Source organism: Sphingobium sp. FG58, assembly GCF_057809055.1.
This window is the reverse complement of sequence record NZ_JBMDJF010000003.1, coordinates 103750-119428: the sequence shown is the minus strand read 5'-3', so window position 1 is coordinate 119428 and position 15679 is coordinate 103750. Positions and strand designations below refer to the sequence as shown.

15 protein-coding genes are annotated in these 15679 nt (G+C 62.7%); 14 read left to right on the top strand and 1 reads right to left on the bottom strand.

The genetic code is table 11. The features are described 5' to 3' along the window. Positions 1 to 79: 79 nt before the first annotated feature. Positions 80 to 1711 carry a CTP synthase gene (gene pyrG, locus ACODR8_RS05295; protein ID WP_119745478.1) on the top strand — a complete coding sequence of 544 codons (1632 nt, stop codon included), beginning with the start codon at positions 80 to 82 and terminating at the stop codon, positions 1709 to 1711. 94 nt (positions 1712 to 1805) lie between these two features. On the opposite strand, the gene ACODR8_RS05290 is transcribed toward pyrG, so the two are convergent. Further along, entirely contained in the window at positions 1806 to 2939 is a 1134-nt protein-coding gene (locus ACODR8_RS05290; protein ID WP_489006278.1) for a PQQ-dependent sugar dehydrogenase, read from the bottom strand. A gap of 243 nt (positions 2940 to 3182) precedes the next feature. Here ACODR8_RS05290 and rimP point away from each other — a divergent pair, with 243 nt between their 5' ends. The 13 genes from rimP to pnp all read left to right on the top strand — a co-directional run bounded on the left by rimP (position 3183) and on the right by pnp (position 15591). Next, positions 3183 to 3707 carry a ribosome maturation protein RimP gene (gene rimP / locus ACODR8_RS05285; protein ID WP_489006277.1) on the top strand — a complete coding sequence of 175 codons (525 nt, stop codon included), beginning with the start codon at positions 3183 to 3185 and terminating at the stop codon, positions 3705 to 3707. Between the two features lie 11 nt (positions 3708 to 3718). Further along, complete coding sequence (gene nusA / locus ACODR8_RS05280; RefSeq protein WP_294132392.1) at positions 3719 to 5290, top strand: transcription termination factor NusA; 1572 nt, start codon at positions 3719 to 3721, stop codon at positions 5288 to 5290. 6 nt (positions 5291 to 5296) lie between these two features. Beyond that, on the top strand, positions 5297 to 5533 hold the full coding sequence (locus ACODR8_RS05275) for a tautomerase family protein (RefSeq protein WP_489006276.1): 237 nt from the start codon (positions 5297 to 5299) through the stop codon (positions 5531 to 5533). A 63-nt stretch (positions 5534 to 5596) separates the two neighbouring features. After that, positions 5597 to 6310, top strand: coding sequence for a DUF448 domain-containing protein (locus ACODR8_RS05270; protein WP_489006275.1), 714 nt, complete (start codon positions 5597 to 5599; stop codon positions 6308 to 6310). Between the two features lie 10 nt (positions 6311 to 6320). Then, positions 6321 to 8927 carry a translation initiation factor IF-2 gene (infB, locus tag ACODR8_RS05265; RefSeq protein WP_489006274.1) on the top strand — a complete coding sequence of 869 codons (2607 nt, stop codon included), beginning with the start codon at positions 6321 to 6323 and terminating at the stop codon, positions 8925 to 8927. A gap of 79 nt (positions 8928 to 9006) precedes the next feature. Next, the gene (locus ACODR8_RS05260) at positions 9007 to 9258 is read left to right on the top strand and encodes a type II toxin-antitoxin system RelE family toxin (RefSeq protein WP_489006273.1); all 252 of its coding nucleotides are present in this window, start codon (positions 9007 to 9009) and stop codon (positions 9256 to 9258) included. Continuing rightward, positions 9255 to 9629: a helix-turn-helix domain-containing protein gene (locus ACODR8_RS05255; protein ID WP_489006272.1), complete on the top strand. Its 375-nt coding sequence runs from the start codon at positions 9255 to 9257 to the stop codon at positions 9627 to 9629. The genes ACODR8_RS05260 and ACODR8_RS05255 overlap by 4 nt, the downstream gene beginning before the upstream one ends. A gap of 4 nt (positions 9630 to 9633) precedes the next feature. Continuing rightward, positions 9634 to 10038, top strand: coding sequence for a 30S ribosome-binding factor RbfA (rbfA, locus tag ACODR8_RS05250; RefSeq protein ID WP_489006271.1), 405 nt, complete (start codon positions 9634 to 9636; stop codon positions 10036 to 10038). Between the two features lie 74 nt (positions 10039 to 10112). Beyond that, complete coding sequence (locus tag ACODR8_RS05245; protein ID WP_489006270.1) at positions 10113 to 11018, top strand: alpha/beta hydrolase family protein; 906 nt, start codon at positions 10113 to 10115, stop codon at positions 11016 to 11018. 3 nt (positions 11019 to 11021) lie between these two features. Next, positions 11022 to 11600: a thymidine kinase gene (locus ACODR8_RS05240; protein WP_489006269.1), complete on the top strand. Its 579-nt coding sequence runs from the start codon at positions 11022 to 11024 to the stop codon at positions 11598 to 11600. Positions 11601 to 11632: 32 nt separating this feature from the next. Continuing rightward, the gene (truB, locus tag ACODR8_RS05235; RefSeq protein ID WP_489006268.1) at positions 11633 to 12616 is read left to right on the top strand and encodes a tRNA pseudouridine(55) synthase TruB; all 984 of its coding nucleotides are present in this window, start codon (positions 11633 to 11635) and stop codon (positions 12614 to 12616) included. Further along, positions 12617 to 12886 (top strand): 30S ribosomal protein S15, encoded by a 270-nt coding sequence (rpsO, locus tag ACODR8_RS05230; RefSeq protein ID WP_119745455.1) that lies wholly within the window; start codon positions 12617 to 12619, stop codon positions 12884 to 12886. It abuts the gene before it with no gap. A gap of 374 nt (positions 12887 to 13260) precedes the next feature. Further along, a complete protein-coding gene (gene pnp, locus ACODR8_RS05225) occupies positions 13261 to 15591 on the top strand; it encodes a polyribonucleotide nucleotidyltransferase (protein WP_489006267.1) in 2331 nt (776 codons plus the stop codon). The last annotated feature ends 88 nt before the right edge of the window (positions 15592 to 15679 follow it).

Below are 15679 nucleotides of genomic sequence, written 5' to 3'. Positions count from 1 at the left end.
ACATTTCGAATATTTTTTAAGCGTGCGTAGATTCGCGCGCTTGCTCTTTGTTGTTCTGAAAGGCTAGGCCTCTTCTCCCATGACGCGGTATATTTTCATCACCGGCGGCGTGGTCTCCTCGCTTGGTAAAGGCCTGATGGCCGCATCCCTGGCAGCGCTGTTGCAGGCGCGGGGCTATCGCGTGCGAATTCGCAAGTTCGATCCCTATCTGAACGTCGATCCCGGCACGATGTCGCCCTATCAGCATGGCGAAGTCTATGTGACCGACGACGGGGCGGAGACCGATCTGGACCTGGGTCATTATGAGCGCTTTACCGGCGTTTCCGCGCGGCAGAGCGACAATGTGACGCAGGGCCGCGTCTATCAGACGATCATCACCAAGGAACGGCGCGGCGACTATCTGGGCGCGACGGTGCAGGTCATTCCGCACGTCACCGACGAGATCAAGGCGTTCGCGCTGGCCGACACCGACGACATCGATTTCGTGCTGTGCGAGATTGGCGGCACGGTGGGCGACATCGAATCGCTGCCCTTCATGGAGGCGATTCGCCAACTGCATAATGATCTGGATCGCGGCCAGTCGATCTTCGTCCATGTGACTTTGGTGCCGTACATTGCTGCGGCGGGTGAGCTTAAGACCAAGCCGACCCAGCATAGCGTGCGCGAACTGACATCGCTGGGTATCCAGCCCGACATATTGCTGTGCCGCTGCGAACATCCGCTGCCTGAAAGCGAGCGGCGCAAGATTGCGCTGTTCTGCAATGTGCGGCCCGAAGCCGTCATCCCGGCGCTCGACGCCAGCAGCATCTATGGCGTTCCCGCCCAATATCATGCCGAAGGTCTGGACGCCGAAGTGCTGCGCGCCTTTGGTATCGAGGGTGCGCCTGTTCCGTCGCTGGAGCGGTGGGACGACATTATGGACCGGCAGCAGAACCCGGAAGGCGAAGTCACGATCGGCGTGGTAGGCAAATATGTCGGCCTGCCCGACGCCTATAAATCGCTGCACGAGGCGCTGACTCATGGCGGCTTTGCCAATCGGGTGAAGGTGAAGATCAAGTGGATCGACGCCGAACTGTTCGAGAAGGGCGACGATGTCGCCGCTTTTTTGGAGCCGATGCACGGCATTTTGGTCCCCGGCGGCTTTGGTGTGCGCGGGTCGGAAGGCAAGATCGCCAGCGTCAAATTTGCGCGTGAACGCAATGTGCCATTTTTCGGCATTTGCCTGGGGATGCAGATGGCCTGCATCGAGGGCGCGCGCAATACGGCGGGGATCGCGGCGGCCTCCACCACCGAATTTGGCGAGACTTCCGAGCCGGTCGTGGGCCTGATCACCGAATGGATGAGCGCGGAAGGCTTGCAGAAGCGCACCGCCGAAACCGATCTGGGCGGCACGATGCGGCTGGGAGCTTACCCGGCGAAACTGACCGGCAACAGCGTGGTCGCGGGCATTTACGGCACCGACGAGATTAGCGAGCGGCATCGCCATCGCTATGAGGTGAATGCGGGCTATCGCGAACCACTGGAAAAAGGCGGCCTGATCTTTTCCGGCATGTCGCCCGACGGCACGCTGCCCGAAATCGTCGAGCGGCCCGACCATCCCTGGTTTGTCGGCGTGCAGTTCCACCCGGAGCTGAAATCAAAGCCGTTCGACCCGCATCCGCTGTTCGCCAGCTTCATCGAAGCGGCGGTCAAGCAGAGCCGGTTGGTGTAATTATACGTCGTCATGTCGAACCTGACCCGGCATCCAGGGCGGGTTTGTGCCGCCCTGGATGCTGACTTTCGTCAGCATGACGAACGTGTGTTTTTCACCCCGCAGGCGTCAGCTTCAGCAATCGACCCTGCGACCCGTCGCCGCCATCTTCCAGCACCCAGAGCGCGCCGTCCGGGCCTTGTTCGACCTCGCGGATGCGCGCGCCCATGTCCCACTGGTCTGCCTTGCTGGCCTTGTCGCCATCCAGCTTGACCCGGACCAGCGCCTTGCTGGACAGGCCGCCGATGAAGAGTGAGCCTTTCCACGCCGGGAAGAGATTGCCGGAATAATAGAGGAGGCCACCGGGCGAGATGACCGGGTTCCAGCTGACCCTGGGGGCTTCGAAACCGTCGCCGGGGGCGTGATCGGGAATGTCGCGGCCGTCATAATGGCTGCCGTTGGATACTTTGGGATAGCCATAGTTGAGGCTGGGTTTGATGAGGTTCACCTCGTCCCCGCCCTTTGGTCCCATTTCCTGTTCCCACAGGCGACCGTCCTTGTCGAAGGCGATGCCGAGCAGGTTGCGGTGGCCATAGGACCACACCGCCGGGTGGAAGCCCTGTGCGGCCAGCGGATTGCCTGCCGCGGGCGTGCCGTCCAGATTCAGGCGCAGCACCTTGCCCAATGTTGCCTTGGGGTCTTGCGCGGGATCGAATTTCTGCCGCTCGCCATTGGTGAAGAAGAGATATTTGCCATCGGGCGAAAAGGCGATGCGGCCGGAATAATGGCCGTTACCATCGACATAGGGGCTGGCGCGGAAGATGACCTGCACGCCGTCCAGTTTGGTCGTGCCGTCGCTGGCCTGGGCGAAGCCGCCCTTGGCCAGCGCCACACCCTTCACCCCGTCGCGGCTTTCGGAAAAGCTGAAATAGACCGCCTTGTCCTGCGCAAAATTGGGTGAGAGGACGACGTCCATCAACGCGCCCTGACCGGCGCTGTCGACTGCGGGGATGCCTGCGACCGGGATTTTGGTGCCGTTTTTCGGATCGAACAGGATCATCTCGCCCGCTTTCTCCGTCACGAGCGCGCGACCGTCGGGCAGGAAGGTCATGGCCCAGGGCGAATCGAAATCGGCAATGGTCGCGGTCTTGAACGGCTTGGCCGTGGCCGGGGTGTTCTGCCCGGTGGCATTGTCGGCCGAACAGGCGATGAGGATGAGGGGCAGGGCGGTAATGAGGGGATTGCGCATTCGATCCTCCGTTCGGGCTGAGCATGTCGAAGCCCCGTTCTTCTTCTTCAGAAAGAACGACCCTTCGACAAGCTCAGGGCGAACGGGACGAGATATTGGCTGTAGAATGAGCGGGAACGAATAATGTTGCAGATTAACTGCGTCCTGCCTATATCGCCCTTGCTTCCTTACATCGTCAAACATGTCAGGGTCGCAGGCACACCGCCTGCGGCGGCGGCAAACTTATATTGTTCTGGAGATTGCATGGCGGACATCGCCGCACTGACTGCGCTGATCGAACCGGAGGTGAAGGCTTTGGGCTTTGACCTTGTCCGGGTGAAGCTGTTCGGGTCGGGCGATGAGCGCACGCTTCAGATCATGGCCGAGCGTCGGGAAACGCGGCAGCTGGTGATCGAGGATTGCATGACGATCTCGCGCCGTCTGTCCGACCTGCTCGACGAGACTGATCCGATCGAGGAAGCCTATCGGTTGGAGGTCAGCTCGCCGGGCATCGACCGTCCGCTCACCCGCCTGCACGACTTTGTCGAATGGGGCGGGTTCGAGGCGCGGATCACGGTGACCGAGCCGATCGACAATCGCAAGACGTTCAAGGGCGTGCTGGGCGCGGTCGAGGGCGAGGATATTGCCTTCAAGGATACCAAGGTCGGGAATGTCGTCATTCCCTTCGCCCTGATCGACACCGCCAAGCTGGTGCTGACGGACGCGCTGATTAATGCTACCATGCCGCTCTCTGCCGAGGGTGCGGACGATATCGAAACCGAAGGATAAGGGTTCTTTCCATGGCCAACGCCATTTCCGCCAACCGGGCCGAACTGATCGCCATCGCCAATTCGGTGGCCAGCGAAAAGATGATCGACAAGGCGATCGTCATCGAGGCGATGGAGGACGCAATCCAGCGCGCCGCACGCGCACGCTACGGCGCGGAGAACGACATTCGCGCCAAGCTGGACCCCGACAGCGGCGACCTGCGCCTGTGGCGCGTCGTCGAAGTGGTCGATGTGGTCGAGGATTATTTCAAGCAGGTCGACATCAAGGCGGCTGAAAAGCTCCAGAAGGGCGCCGTCGTCGGCGACTTCATCGTCGATCCGCTGCCCCCCATCGATCTGGGCCGCATCGACGCCCAGTCGGCCAAGCAGGTGATCTTCCAGAAGGTCCGCGACGCCGAGCGTGAGCGCCAGCATGAGGAATTCAAGGACCGCGTGGGCGAAATCATCACCGGCGTCGTGAAATCGGTCGAGTTCGGCCATGTCGTCGTGAACCTTGGCCGGGCCGAGGGCGTCATCCGCCGCGACCAGCAGATCCCGCGCGAAGTCGTTCGCGTCGGCGACCGCATCCGCTCGGTCGTGCTGAACGTGCGCCGCGAAAATCGCGGACCGCAGATTTTCCTGAGCCGCGCGCATCCAGAGTTCATGAAAAAGCTGTTCGCGCAGGAAGTCCCCGAAATCTATGACGGTGTCATCACCATCATGGCAGCCGCCCGCGATCCGGGCAGCCGCGCCAAGATCGGCGTCATCAGCCGCGATTCGAGCATCGATCCGGTCGGCGCCTGCGTCGGCATGAAGGGCAGCCGCGTCCAGGCCGTCGTGCAGGAAATGCAGGGCGAGAAGATCGACATCATCCCCTGGTCGGAAGATACCGCGACCTTCGTGGTCAACGCGCTTCAGCCCGCCCAGGTCAGCCGCGTGCTGATCGACGAGGAAGAAGAGCGGATCGAAGTCGTCGTCCCCGACGATCAGCTGAGCCTTGCCATTGGCCGTCGCGGCCAGAATGTCCGTCTTGCCAGCCAGCTGACCGGCAAGGCGATCGACATCATGACCGAAGCTGATGCCAGCGAGAAGCGCCAGAAGGAATTCGTGACCCGGTCCGAACTGTTCCAGAACGAGCTGGACGTGGACGAGACGCTGTCGCAGCTGCTGGTGGCCGAGGGCTTTGGCGAGCTGGAAGAGGTCGCCTATGTCAGCATCGACGAGCTGGCCTCGATCGAAGGCTTTGACGATGATCTGGCGGGCGAATTGCAGAACCGCGCGCTTGAAGCGCTGGAGCGTCGCGAGGCGGCTTCGCGTGAAGAGCGGCAGGCGCTGGGCGTCGAGGATGCCCTGGCGGACATGCCGCACCTCACTGAAGCGATGCTGGTGACGCTGGGCAAGGCGGGCATCAAGACGCTCGACGATCTGGCGGATTTGGCGACCGACGAGCTGGTGCAGAAGAAGCGCATCGACCAGCGCCGCCGCAAGACCGAAACCACCGAGGACAAGGGTGGCATTTTGGCGGCCTATGGCCTGTCGGACGAGCAGGGCAATGAGATCATCATGGCCGCGCGTGCGCACTGGTTCGAGGACGAGGAAGCCTGATCCGCTATGCCGTTCGTTGATATCCGTCTGGCCGGGGCCGTAACGCGCGAGCAGAAAGCCGCGCTGGTCGCCGACATCACTCAGTCGCTCGTGGAGCGGCTGGGGAAGCCGGCGGCTGCCGTCCAGATCAATATCACCGAACTGAGCCTGGAAAATTATGCGGCGGGGGGCTTGCTGCTGGCCGACCGCGCGTCCGCGCCCTCTGATAGGGAGGACGCCATTGCTGCGGACACTCCCCGATGAGCGTTTAGGCCTATCCGATAGCGTTGGGGTTGCCAGTCCATCCGTTTTGGCGGAGGGGCACGCATGACCGAACGCAAATGCATATTGACCGGCGACCGCGCCGACCCCGAAACGCTCATTCGCCTTGCGATCGGGCCGGAGGGGCAGGTGCTGCCCGACGTCCGGGCGAAGGCACCGGGGCGGGGCGCATGGATCGGCGTCAGCCGCGCCGAGCTGGAAACGGCACTCGCCAAGGGCAAGCTCAAAGGCGCGATCGCGCGGTCGTTCAAGGATGGCGCGCTCCAGATCGAGGCGGACCTGCCCGAACGGATCGAGACGGCACTGCGGCAGGATCTGCTCAGCCGTCTGGGGCTGGAGGCGCGCGCGTCCATGCTGCTCACCGGCTCTGAAAAAATCGATACCGCCTGCCGCAAGGGGCTGGTCAAATTGCTGCTCCACGCCGCCGATGCGGCGGCCGATGGCAACCGCAAACTGGACCAGGCGCTGCGCGTCGGACAGGAAGCGGAAGGCAGCGATCTTGCAGGCACCGTCTTGCCTGTGGACCGCGAGGCCCTATCTATGGCAATGGGGCGCGATAATGTCGTCCATGTTGCGGTGACCGACTCGCGCGCGGCGCTACGCCTGCGTGCGGCCCTGGGCCGCTTGGAAAGCTATCTGGGTTGCGTTATCGAGGCGCCCGCGCAGGAGGAGGAGCAATCCTCCGCTGCGCAGGGTGCCGAGATTGCATGGAATGATGCGTCGGTGCCTGCACCGGCCGGTGATGAAGTGAAGGGTTAAGTTCAGTCGTATGAGTGACAGCAAGGAAGACAAGCCGGTTCTGGGCCGCAAGCCGCTGGGCATCAAGCGGACCGTGGAATCCGGTCAGGTGCAGCAGCAGTTCAGCCATGGCCGCAAGAATACGGTCGTGGTCGAGGTGAAGCGGCGCCGCGTCCTGGGCAAGCCGGGCGAAGCTGCCCCCGCTGCTGCTGCGCCGCAGGCTGATCCGGTGCCAGTGGCGACCACCGCCGCACCCGCAGCGCCCCGCCCCGCTGCCCCGCCGCCGCCTCAGCAGCGTGCGCCGCAGCCTGCCCCCGCGCGTCAGTCGCCGCCGCAAAGCCTGATGTCGCGTCAGGAATTGCAGGCCAAGCTGCTGCGCGAGGCCGAGGAAGCGCGCATGAACGCGCTGGAGGATGCGCGCCGTCGCGAAGCGGCCGAGCGTGTCGCTGCGGTCGAGAATGAAAAGCGCCGGGCCGAGGAAAACCGTCAGGCCGCCGAAACCGCGGCGTCCGCGCCTGCTGTGGAGGAAGCCAAGGCCCCCGAAGCCGCGCCGGTTGCAGAAGCACCCGCTGCTGCGCCGCAGGAAGCCGTTGCTGCGCCTGACGCTGTTGCACCCGCTGCGACGGACGAGCAGCCCGCGACGAGCGCCGCACCGCCGCCGCCGCGCCGCTTCACCCCGGTTACGCCGGTCAAGCGTCCCGAACCGACCAAGCCCGAACGGGCGAAGAAGGGTGAGGATCATCGTCGCCAGGCTGGCAAGCTGACCGTCACCAAGGCGCTGGCCGATGATGACAGCGCCCGTGCGCGCAGCCTTGCCGCGCTCAAGCGCGCCCGTGAAAAGGAACGCCGCGCCCATTATGCCGGTGGCTCCAAGACGCGCGAAAAACAGTCGCGCGACGTGGTCGTGCCAGAAGTCATCACCGTGCAGGAACTGGCCAATCGTATGGCCGAAAAGGGCGCGGATCTGGTCAAGTCGCTGTTCAAGATGGGGCAGGCGGTCACGCTCAACCAGTCGATCGATCAGGACACGGCCGAACTGCTGGTCGAGGAATTTGGCCACCGCATCCAGCGCGTGTCCGAAGCCGACGTCGAAATCGGTATCGAGGGTGATCTCGATCCGGTCGAATCGCTCAAGGTCCGTGCGCCTGTCGTCACGATCATGGGCCATGTCGATCATGGCAAGACCAGCCTGCTCGATGCGCTGCGCGGGACCGATGTGGTCGCGGGCGAAAGCGGTGGCATCACCCAGCATATCGGCGCCTATCAGGTGACGACCAAGGGTGGCGACATCATCACCTTCCTCGACACGCCGGGCCATGAGGCGTTTTCGGAAATGCGCGCACGCGGTGCGAACGTGACCGACATCGTCATCCTGGTGGTGGCCGCCGACGACGGGCTGATGCCGCAGACGATCGAGGCGATCAACCATACCAAGGCCGCCGGCGTGCCGATGATCGTGGCGATCAACAAGTGCGACAAGCCCGAAGCCAACCCGCAAAAGGTGCGTGAGCGCCTGCTCGAACATGAAATCGTGGTCGAGGATATGGGCGGCGACGTGCAGGACGTGCAGGTATCCGCGCTCAAGAAAACCGGTCTGGACGAGCTGATCGAAAAGATCCTGCTCCAGGCTGAAGTCATGGAACTGACCGCCAACCCCGATCGCGCCGCCGAAGGCAATGTGATCGAGGCGCAGCTGGACAAGGGCCGTGGCGCGGTTGCCACCGTGCTGGTGCGCAAGGGTACGCTCAAGGTCGGTGACACCTTCGTCATCGGCGCGGAAAGCGGCAAGGTGCGCGCGCTCGTCAATGACAAGGGCCAGCAGGTCAAGTCCGCCGGTCCCTCGACCCCGGTCGAAGTGCTGGGTCTGTCGGGCGTGCCGATGGCCGGTGATCAGATGACGGTCGTGGAGAATGAGGCGCGCGCCCGTGAGGTCGCGGCCTATCGCCAGGAACAGATCACCCGCAAGCGGACCGCGTCCGTGCCGACGAACTTTGAAAATATGTTCTCGGCGCTCAGCACCAAGGTCATCGAATATCCGGTGGTCATTCGTGGCGACGTGCAGGGATCGGTCGAAGCGATCGTCAGTGCGCTGAACCGCATTTCGACCGACGAGATCAAGGTGCGTATCCTCAGCTCCGGCGTGGGCGCGATCACCGAGAGCGATGTCACGCTGGCTTCGGCCAGCCGCGCGCCGCTGATTGGCTTCAACGTCCGTCCCAATGCCAAGGCGCGTCCGCTGGCGATCCGCGAGAAAATCTCGCTGCGCTATTATGACGTGATCTACGACCTGCTCGAAGAAGTGCGCAACGAAATGGCGGGCCAGCTGGCCCCCGAACGCATCGAAACGATCGTGGGTCGCGCCGAAGTGCTGCAGGTATTCCCTGCGGGCAAGAAGGACAAGGCGGCCGGGCTTCTGGTCAAGGAAGGCGTCATCCGCAAGGGGCTCAACGCGCGTCTCACCCGCGACGACGTCATCGTGTCCAAGACGGTCATCCACTCGCTGCGCCGCTTCAAGGACGATGTATCCGAAGTGCGCGCCGGCATGGAATGTGGCGCTGTGTTGCAGGACACCAACGACATCAAGGCAGGCGATACGCTCGAACTGTTCGAGGTCGAGGAACGCATCCGCACGCTGTAAGATACAAAGGGGCGGTCAACGAATTTATCCAATGGTTAAATTCGTTGACCGCCCTTGTGCATCGCCCTAGTATGGCGATGTGGATATTCGTTTCTCGAAAACGGCGATGAAGGCGTTGCTGCGCTCCAACAAGCGGACGCTCATTCGACAGAAGATCGAGGAGCTGGCGCATGATCCAGACTCGCTCGCGGCGAACATGAAGCGGTTGCAGGGGCGACCGGAATATCGGTTGCGGGTGCAGGACTGGCGTGTGATTTTTCGCATCGAGCAGAATATCCTCTGGATCGACGATATCGCTCCGCGTGGATCGGCTTATGAGGTGAACCCATGACTGCCCAGATTGTCGAAATCGCAGGCCAGAAAATCGCTATGCTGCCGATGGAAGATTATCAGCGGCTGGTCGATATTGCCGAGGACAGGGCGGATTTGCTGGCGGCCGAAAAGGCACAAAATCGCCGAGAGGACGGCGAGGAATATGTGCCGGCTGAGGTTGTGGATGCGATAATGGGTGGCGAAAGCCCCCTTCGCGCCTGGCGCAAGCATCGCCATTTCACACTTGTGGATTTGGGCCGCCGTGTCGGTCATAGCCATACATATTTAAGCAACGTCGAAAATGGCAAGAAAGCAGGCGGACTTGCCCTGTGGCGCAAACTTGCTGACGAACTGAACGTCGCAATTGAAGATATAGCGCCGGAAAGCTGAACCTATGGCATTGCAACAAACCCAAGGCCCGTCCGTCCGTGCGCTCCGCGTGGGGGAGCAGGTGCGTCATATCCTGTCCGACATTCTCCAGCGCGGCGACGTGCATGATGATGTGCTGGCCAGGCATGTCGTGAGCGTCACCGAAGTGCGCATGTCGTCCGACCTGCGCCACGCCACCGCCTTCATCAAGCCGCTGCTGGGGCGGGACGAAGAAGTGGTGCTGAAGGCGCTGCGGACCAACACCGCCTATTTCCAGCGCGAAGTCGCATCGCGCACGCGGCTGAAATATGCCGCCAAGATCAAGTTCCTGGCCGACGACAGTTTCGACGAGGGCAGCCACATCGACAAGTTGCTGCGCGATCCAAAGGTAGCGCAGGATCTGGCCAAGGATGATGACGGCGAGGATTGAGCCAATCTTTGTCTTTCATCGGACGGCGAGCGCTGTCCGGTAGCGTCTCATGTGTTAATGATCGGGGGCAGGCGATGGATCGGATCGGACGCGGAATTGGGATAGTCGGGCTGGCCTGGCTGCTTGCTGGACCGTTGCAGGCCAAAGACCCCGCGATCCACCCTGCCGTCATCAGCGATCCCACCCCGGACTCCGCCTATCCTGCGGGGATGAGCGCTTTTGTCCTGCCGTCAGGCGATGGGGCGATGAATGCCGTCATGTACACGGCCGCTGGAGCCGGATTGCATCCCACGTTGCTGTTGCTGCATGGTTTTCCCGGCAATGAGCAGAATCTGGACCTGGCTCAGGCAGCCCGTCGCGCCGGGTGGAATGTGCTGACGCTCCATTATCGCGGGTCGTGGGGCAGTCCGGGGAATTTCTCCTTTGGCAATGCGTCCGACGATGCTTTTGCTGCGCTCCAGTTTCTCCAGCAGGCATCGACCGTTGCCAAATATCGCATCGACACCAGCGCGATCGTGGTGGCGGGGCATAGTATGGGAGGGTTTATGGCGGCAGACATTGCCGCCGCCGAACCGCGGGTTGCGGGTCTGTTCCTGATCGATCCTTGGGACCCGGCGCAGACCGTCGCGGCGCTGGCGACGGCGCAGGGCGAGGCGGCGTGGAAGGCGGAGGTGGAGAGCGACCTGCCGCCGCTGCATGGCGCGACCTATGACAGCCTGACCGCCGAGATAAAGGGCAATGGCGACAAGTTCGACCTTGGCCGACGTCTGGCGGGCTATGGCCGTCGTCCGCTCACGATCCTTGGCGCGGAGAAGGGATTGGGGGCTGACGCGCGCAAGGTGGCTGCCGACGCGCAGGGGGCGAACCCCAATTCGCGGCTGATGGTCTGGCCGACCGATCACAGTTTTTCCGACAAAAGGATCGCGCTCGCCGATGCGCTGGTGCGCTTCCTGTCTGGCGTTGCGCCCACGATCCGCTGACCCATGGCCAAGCTCTATTTCTACTATAGCTCGATGAATGCGGGCAAATCGGCGACGCTGCTGCAATCGAGCTTCAACTATCGCGAGCGCGGCATGGCGACGATGCTGTGGACCGCGGCGATCGACGATCGCTTTGGGCATGGTCGCATAGCGTCGCGCATCGGGCTGGAGACGGACGCGCATCTGTTCGATCCGGCGGTCGATATTTTTGCCGCCGTCGCGCGCCAGCATGAAGCCACGCCCCTGTCCTGCGTTCTGATCGACGAGGCGCAATTCCTGACACGCGATCAGGTATGGCAGATCGCGCGGCTGTGCGACGATCTCAACATTCCGGTCCTCTGCTATGGCCTGCGCACCGATTTTCGCGGGGAATTGTTCGAGGGCAGCGCGCATCTGCTGGGGCTGGCGGATACGCTGAGCGAGATCAAGACCGTGTGCGATTGCGGGCGCAAGGCGACGATGAACCTGCGCGTGGACGGGCGGGGTCACGCGGTGCGCGATGGCGCGCAGACGCAGATTGGCGGCAATGATCGTTATGTCGCGCTCTGCCGTCGCCATTATCGGGAACAGATGGGCGGCTGACAAGCAGCCTGCTGCGGTGTAGGCGCGCGTCCATGCACGGCTGGATCATCCTCGACAAACCCCATGGCCTTGGCTCCACCCAGGCGGTCAGCGCGGTCAAGCGCGCGCTGCGCGACAGCGGGGCGGGCAAGTGCAAGGTCGGCCATGGCGGCACGCTCGATCCGCTGGCGACAGGCGTGCTGCCGATTGCGATCGGCGAGGCGACGAAGCTCGCCGGGCGGATGCTCGACAGCGACAAAATTTATGATTTCACGATCGCGTTCGGGGCGCAGACCGACACGCTCGACCTGGAAGGCGCGGTGATCGCGACCAGCGATGTGCGGCCGACAAGGGCTGAGGTGGAGGCGGTGCTTGCGCGCTTCACCGGCGCGATCGAACAGGTGCCGCCCGCCTATAGCGCCATCCTGATCGACGGCCAGCGCGCCTATGATCTGGCGCGGGCGGGGGCGGATGTGGAGATGAAATTGCGAGGGGTGACGGTGTATCAATTGCAAATCTGTCATCCCCGCGAAGGCGGGGATCCATCTCCCACCGTGGGAACTGGACGGGAGGTGGGGGAGATGGATTCCCGCCTTCGCGGGAATGACGATCCTATGGAAAGCATCACCCTCACCGCCCATGTCTCCAAGGGCACCTATATCCGCTCGCTTGCCCGCGACATTGCGCTGGCGCTGGGGACGGTCGGGCATGTCACCATGCTCCGCCGTATCAAGGCCGGGCCGTTCACGCTGGATTCCGCGATTTCGCTGGACAAATTGCGCCATGCTGCTAACGAGCGCGCCATCGGTAGCCTTATGCTGCCGCTGACGGCGGGGCTGGACGACATCCCGGCTCTCCCCGTCTCTCCCGATCAGGCCCTGATGCTCCGACAGGGGAAGGTTCTGACCGGGATCACTGCCACCACCGGCCTGTATCTGGCGATGGACGGGAATATTCCCGTCGCGCTGGTCCGGTCGGATGATTGCGAGATCATCGTGGTGCGCGGTTTCAACCTGATGTCGAAGGATGACGACTAAATGACGATTACTGCCGAGCGCAAGGAAGCGCTGATCAAGGAATATGCCCGCGCTGAGGGTGACACGGGTTCGCCAGAGGTTCAGGTTTCGATCCTGACCGAGCGGATCACCAACCTGACCGAGCATTTCAAGGGTCACCACAAGGATAATCACAGCCGTCGTGGTCTGCTGATGATGGTCAACAAGCGTCGTTCGCTGCTGGACTATCTCAAGAAGAAGGATCAGGCGCGCTACACCGACCTGATCGCCAAGCTGGGCCTGCGCAAATAACGCAGACCTTCAACGGGACGGCCCCCATGCGGGGCCGTTTCTGATTCCGGGCTAACTGAAAAGCCGCTAACAAGAGGCCGTCATCCCGACGAAAGGCTCTCCTGAGCTTGTCGAAGGGTCGGGACCCATTCCGAACTACAGTCGTGGATTTGCGCGACCGAGCGCCGAATGGATCCCGGATCAGGTCCGGGATGACGAAATTGGTAAACCATGACGCCGGGCAATCCGGCACGGCGGCATGATAAGGGGGACACTTCCCCGCCCCGTCGCACCCGCGACGGCGGAGAGCGTGAAGCTCTCCAATCATGGAGCCGCACCGGCTCCGCCAAAGGCCCCGCCCGGCAATAGGGCCGACGCGGGCGAAGGAAAAAACTATGTTTGATGTCAAGAAAGTATCGATCGAGCTGGCCGGCAAGACGCTGACCCTCGAAACCGGCCGTATCGCACGCCAGGCTGACGCCGCCGTGCTGGCTACCTATGGCGAAACCGTGGTGCTGTGCGCCGTGACCGCCGCCAAGAGCGTGAAGGAAGGCCAGGATTTCTTCCCGCTGACCGTTCACTATCAGGAAAAATATTCCGCCGCCGGCCGTATCCCCGGCGGCTTTTTCAAGCGTGAGCGCGGCGCGACCGAAAAGGAAACGCTGGTTTCCCGCCTGATCGACCGTCCGATCCGCCCGCTGTTCCCCGAAGGCTTCTACAACGAAATCAACGTCATCGCCCAGGTGCTGTCGTTCGATGGCGAAAGCGAGCCGGACATGGTGGCGATGATCGCGGCGTCCGCTGCGCTGACCCTGTCGGGCGTCCCCTTCATGGGTCCGATCGGCGCGGCGCGCGTCGGTTACAAGGATGGCGAATATCAGCTCAACCCGTCGCTGGATGAGGTAAAGACCGGCGAACTCGACCTGGTCGTTGCCGCCACCTACGACGCGGTAATGATGGTCGAATCCGAAGCGAAAGAGCTGTCGGAAGAAATCATGCTGGGCGCCGTTCTGTTCGCGCATGAAGCGAGCAAGAAGATTGTCGACGCCATCATCAGCCTGGCTGAAAAGGCGGCCAAGGATCCCTGGGACATGGCCAAGAGCGATGACCTGGTCGAACTGAAGGCCAAGCTCAAGAAGCTGATCGGCAAGGACATTGCCGCTGCTTACAAGCTGACCGACAAGTCGGCCCGCTCCAACGCGCTGAACGAAGCCCGTGCCAAGGCGAAGGCGAAGTTCACCGCCGACGGCCTGGACGCCCAGACCGTGATGGCCGGCATCAAGCTGACCAAGAAGCTGGAAGCGGAAATCGTGCGCGGCGCCATCCTGAAGGACGGCAAGCGCATCGACGGTCGCACCACCACGCAGATCCGTCCGATCGAAGCGATGGTCGGCTTCCTGCCCCGCACCCATGGTTCGGCCCTGTTCACGCGCGGTGAAACGCAGTCCATCTGCACCACCACGCTGGGCACCAAGGACGCCGAGCAGATGATCGACGGCCTGACCGGCCTGCATTATGAAAACTTCATGCTGCACTATAACTTCCCGCCCTATTCGGTCGGTGAAGTCGGCCGCTTCGGCGCGCCGGGTCGTCGTGAAGTGGGTCATGGCAAGCTGGCATGGCGTGCGCTGCACCCCGTGCTGCCCAGCAAGGACGAGTTCCCCTACACGATCCGCGTTCTGTCCGACATTACCGAGTCGAACGGTTCCTCCTCGATGGCGACCGTCTGCGGCGGTTCGCTTTCGATGATGGACGCCGGTGTGCCGTTGAAGCGCCCCGTGTCCGGCATCGCCATGGGCCTGATCCTGGAAGGCAAGGACTTTGCGGTCCTGTCCGACATCCTGGGTGACGAAGATCATCTGGGCGACATGGACTTCAAGGTGGCCGGTACGTCCGAAGGCATCACCACGATGCAGATGGACATCAAGATTGCGGGCATCACGCGCGAAATCTTCGAAGCCGCGCTGACCCAGGCGAAGGAAGGCCGCGCGCATATCCTTGGCGAAATGAGCAAGGCGCTGTCCTCGACCCGCACCGAGCTGTCGGCCCATGCCCCGCGCATCGAAACGTTGCAGATCGACAAGTCGAAGATCCGCGAAGTCATCGGCACCGGTGGTAAGGTCATCCGCGAAATCGTCGCCGAAACCGGCGCGAAGGTCGACATTGACGATGAAGGCCTGATCAAGATCAGCTCGTCCGACCCGGCGCAGATCGAAGCGGCCCGCAAGTGGATCCTGGGCATCACGCAGGAAGCGGAAGTCGGCAAAATCTATGACGGCAAGGTCGTCAACATTGTCGATTTCGGTGCGTTCGTGAATTTCATGGGTGGCAAGGACGGTCTCGTCCACGTTTCCGAAATGAAGAATGAGCGCGTGGAAAAGCCGACCGACGTCGTGTCGGAAGGCCAGGAAGTGAAGGTCAAGGTTCTGGAAATCGATCCGCGCGGCAAGGTTCGCCTGTCGATGCGCGTCGTCGATCAGGAAACCGGCGCAGAGCTGGAGGACACCCGTCCTGCCCGTGAAGCGCGCGAACCCCGTGGCGATCGTGGTCCGCGCCGTGACGGTGGCGGCGGCGAAGGCCGTGGCCCGCGTCGCGAAGGCGGTGATCGGGGTCGTGGCCCGCGCCGTGACGGCGGGGACCGTGGCCCGCGTCGCGAACGCAGCGAAGGCGGCAACGACGACGGCCCGGCACCGGGCGGTCTGCCCGACTTCCTGACCCAGGATTGATCGTCCATCCGACGAACTGAATAAAAAATGGGGCGTCCGGTTCAACCGGGCGCCCTTTTTTATGCCGGGTGCGCAATGGACTGATTTC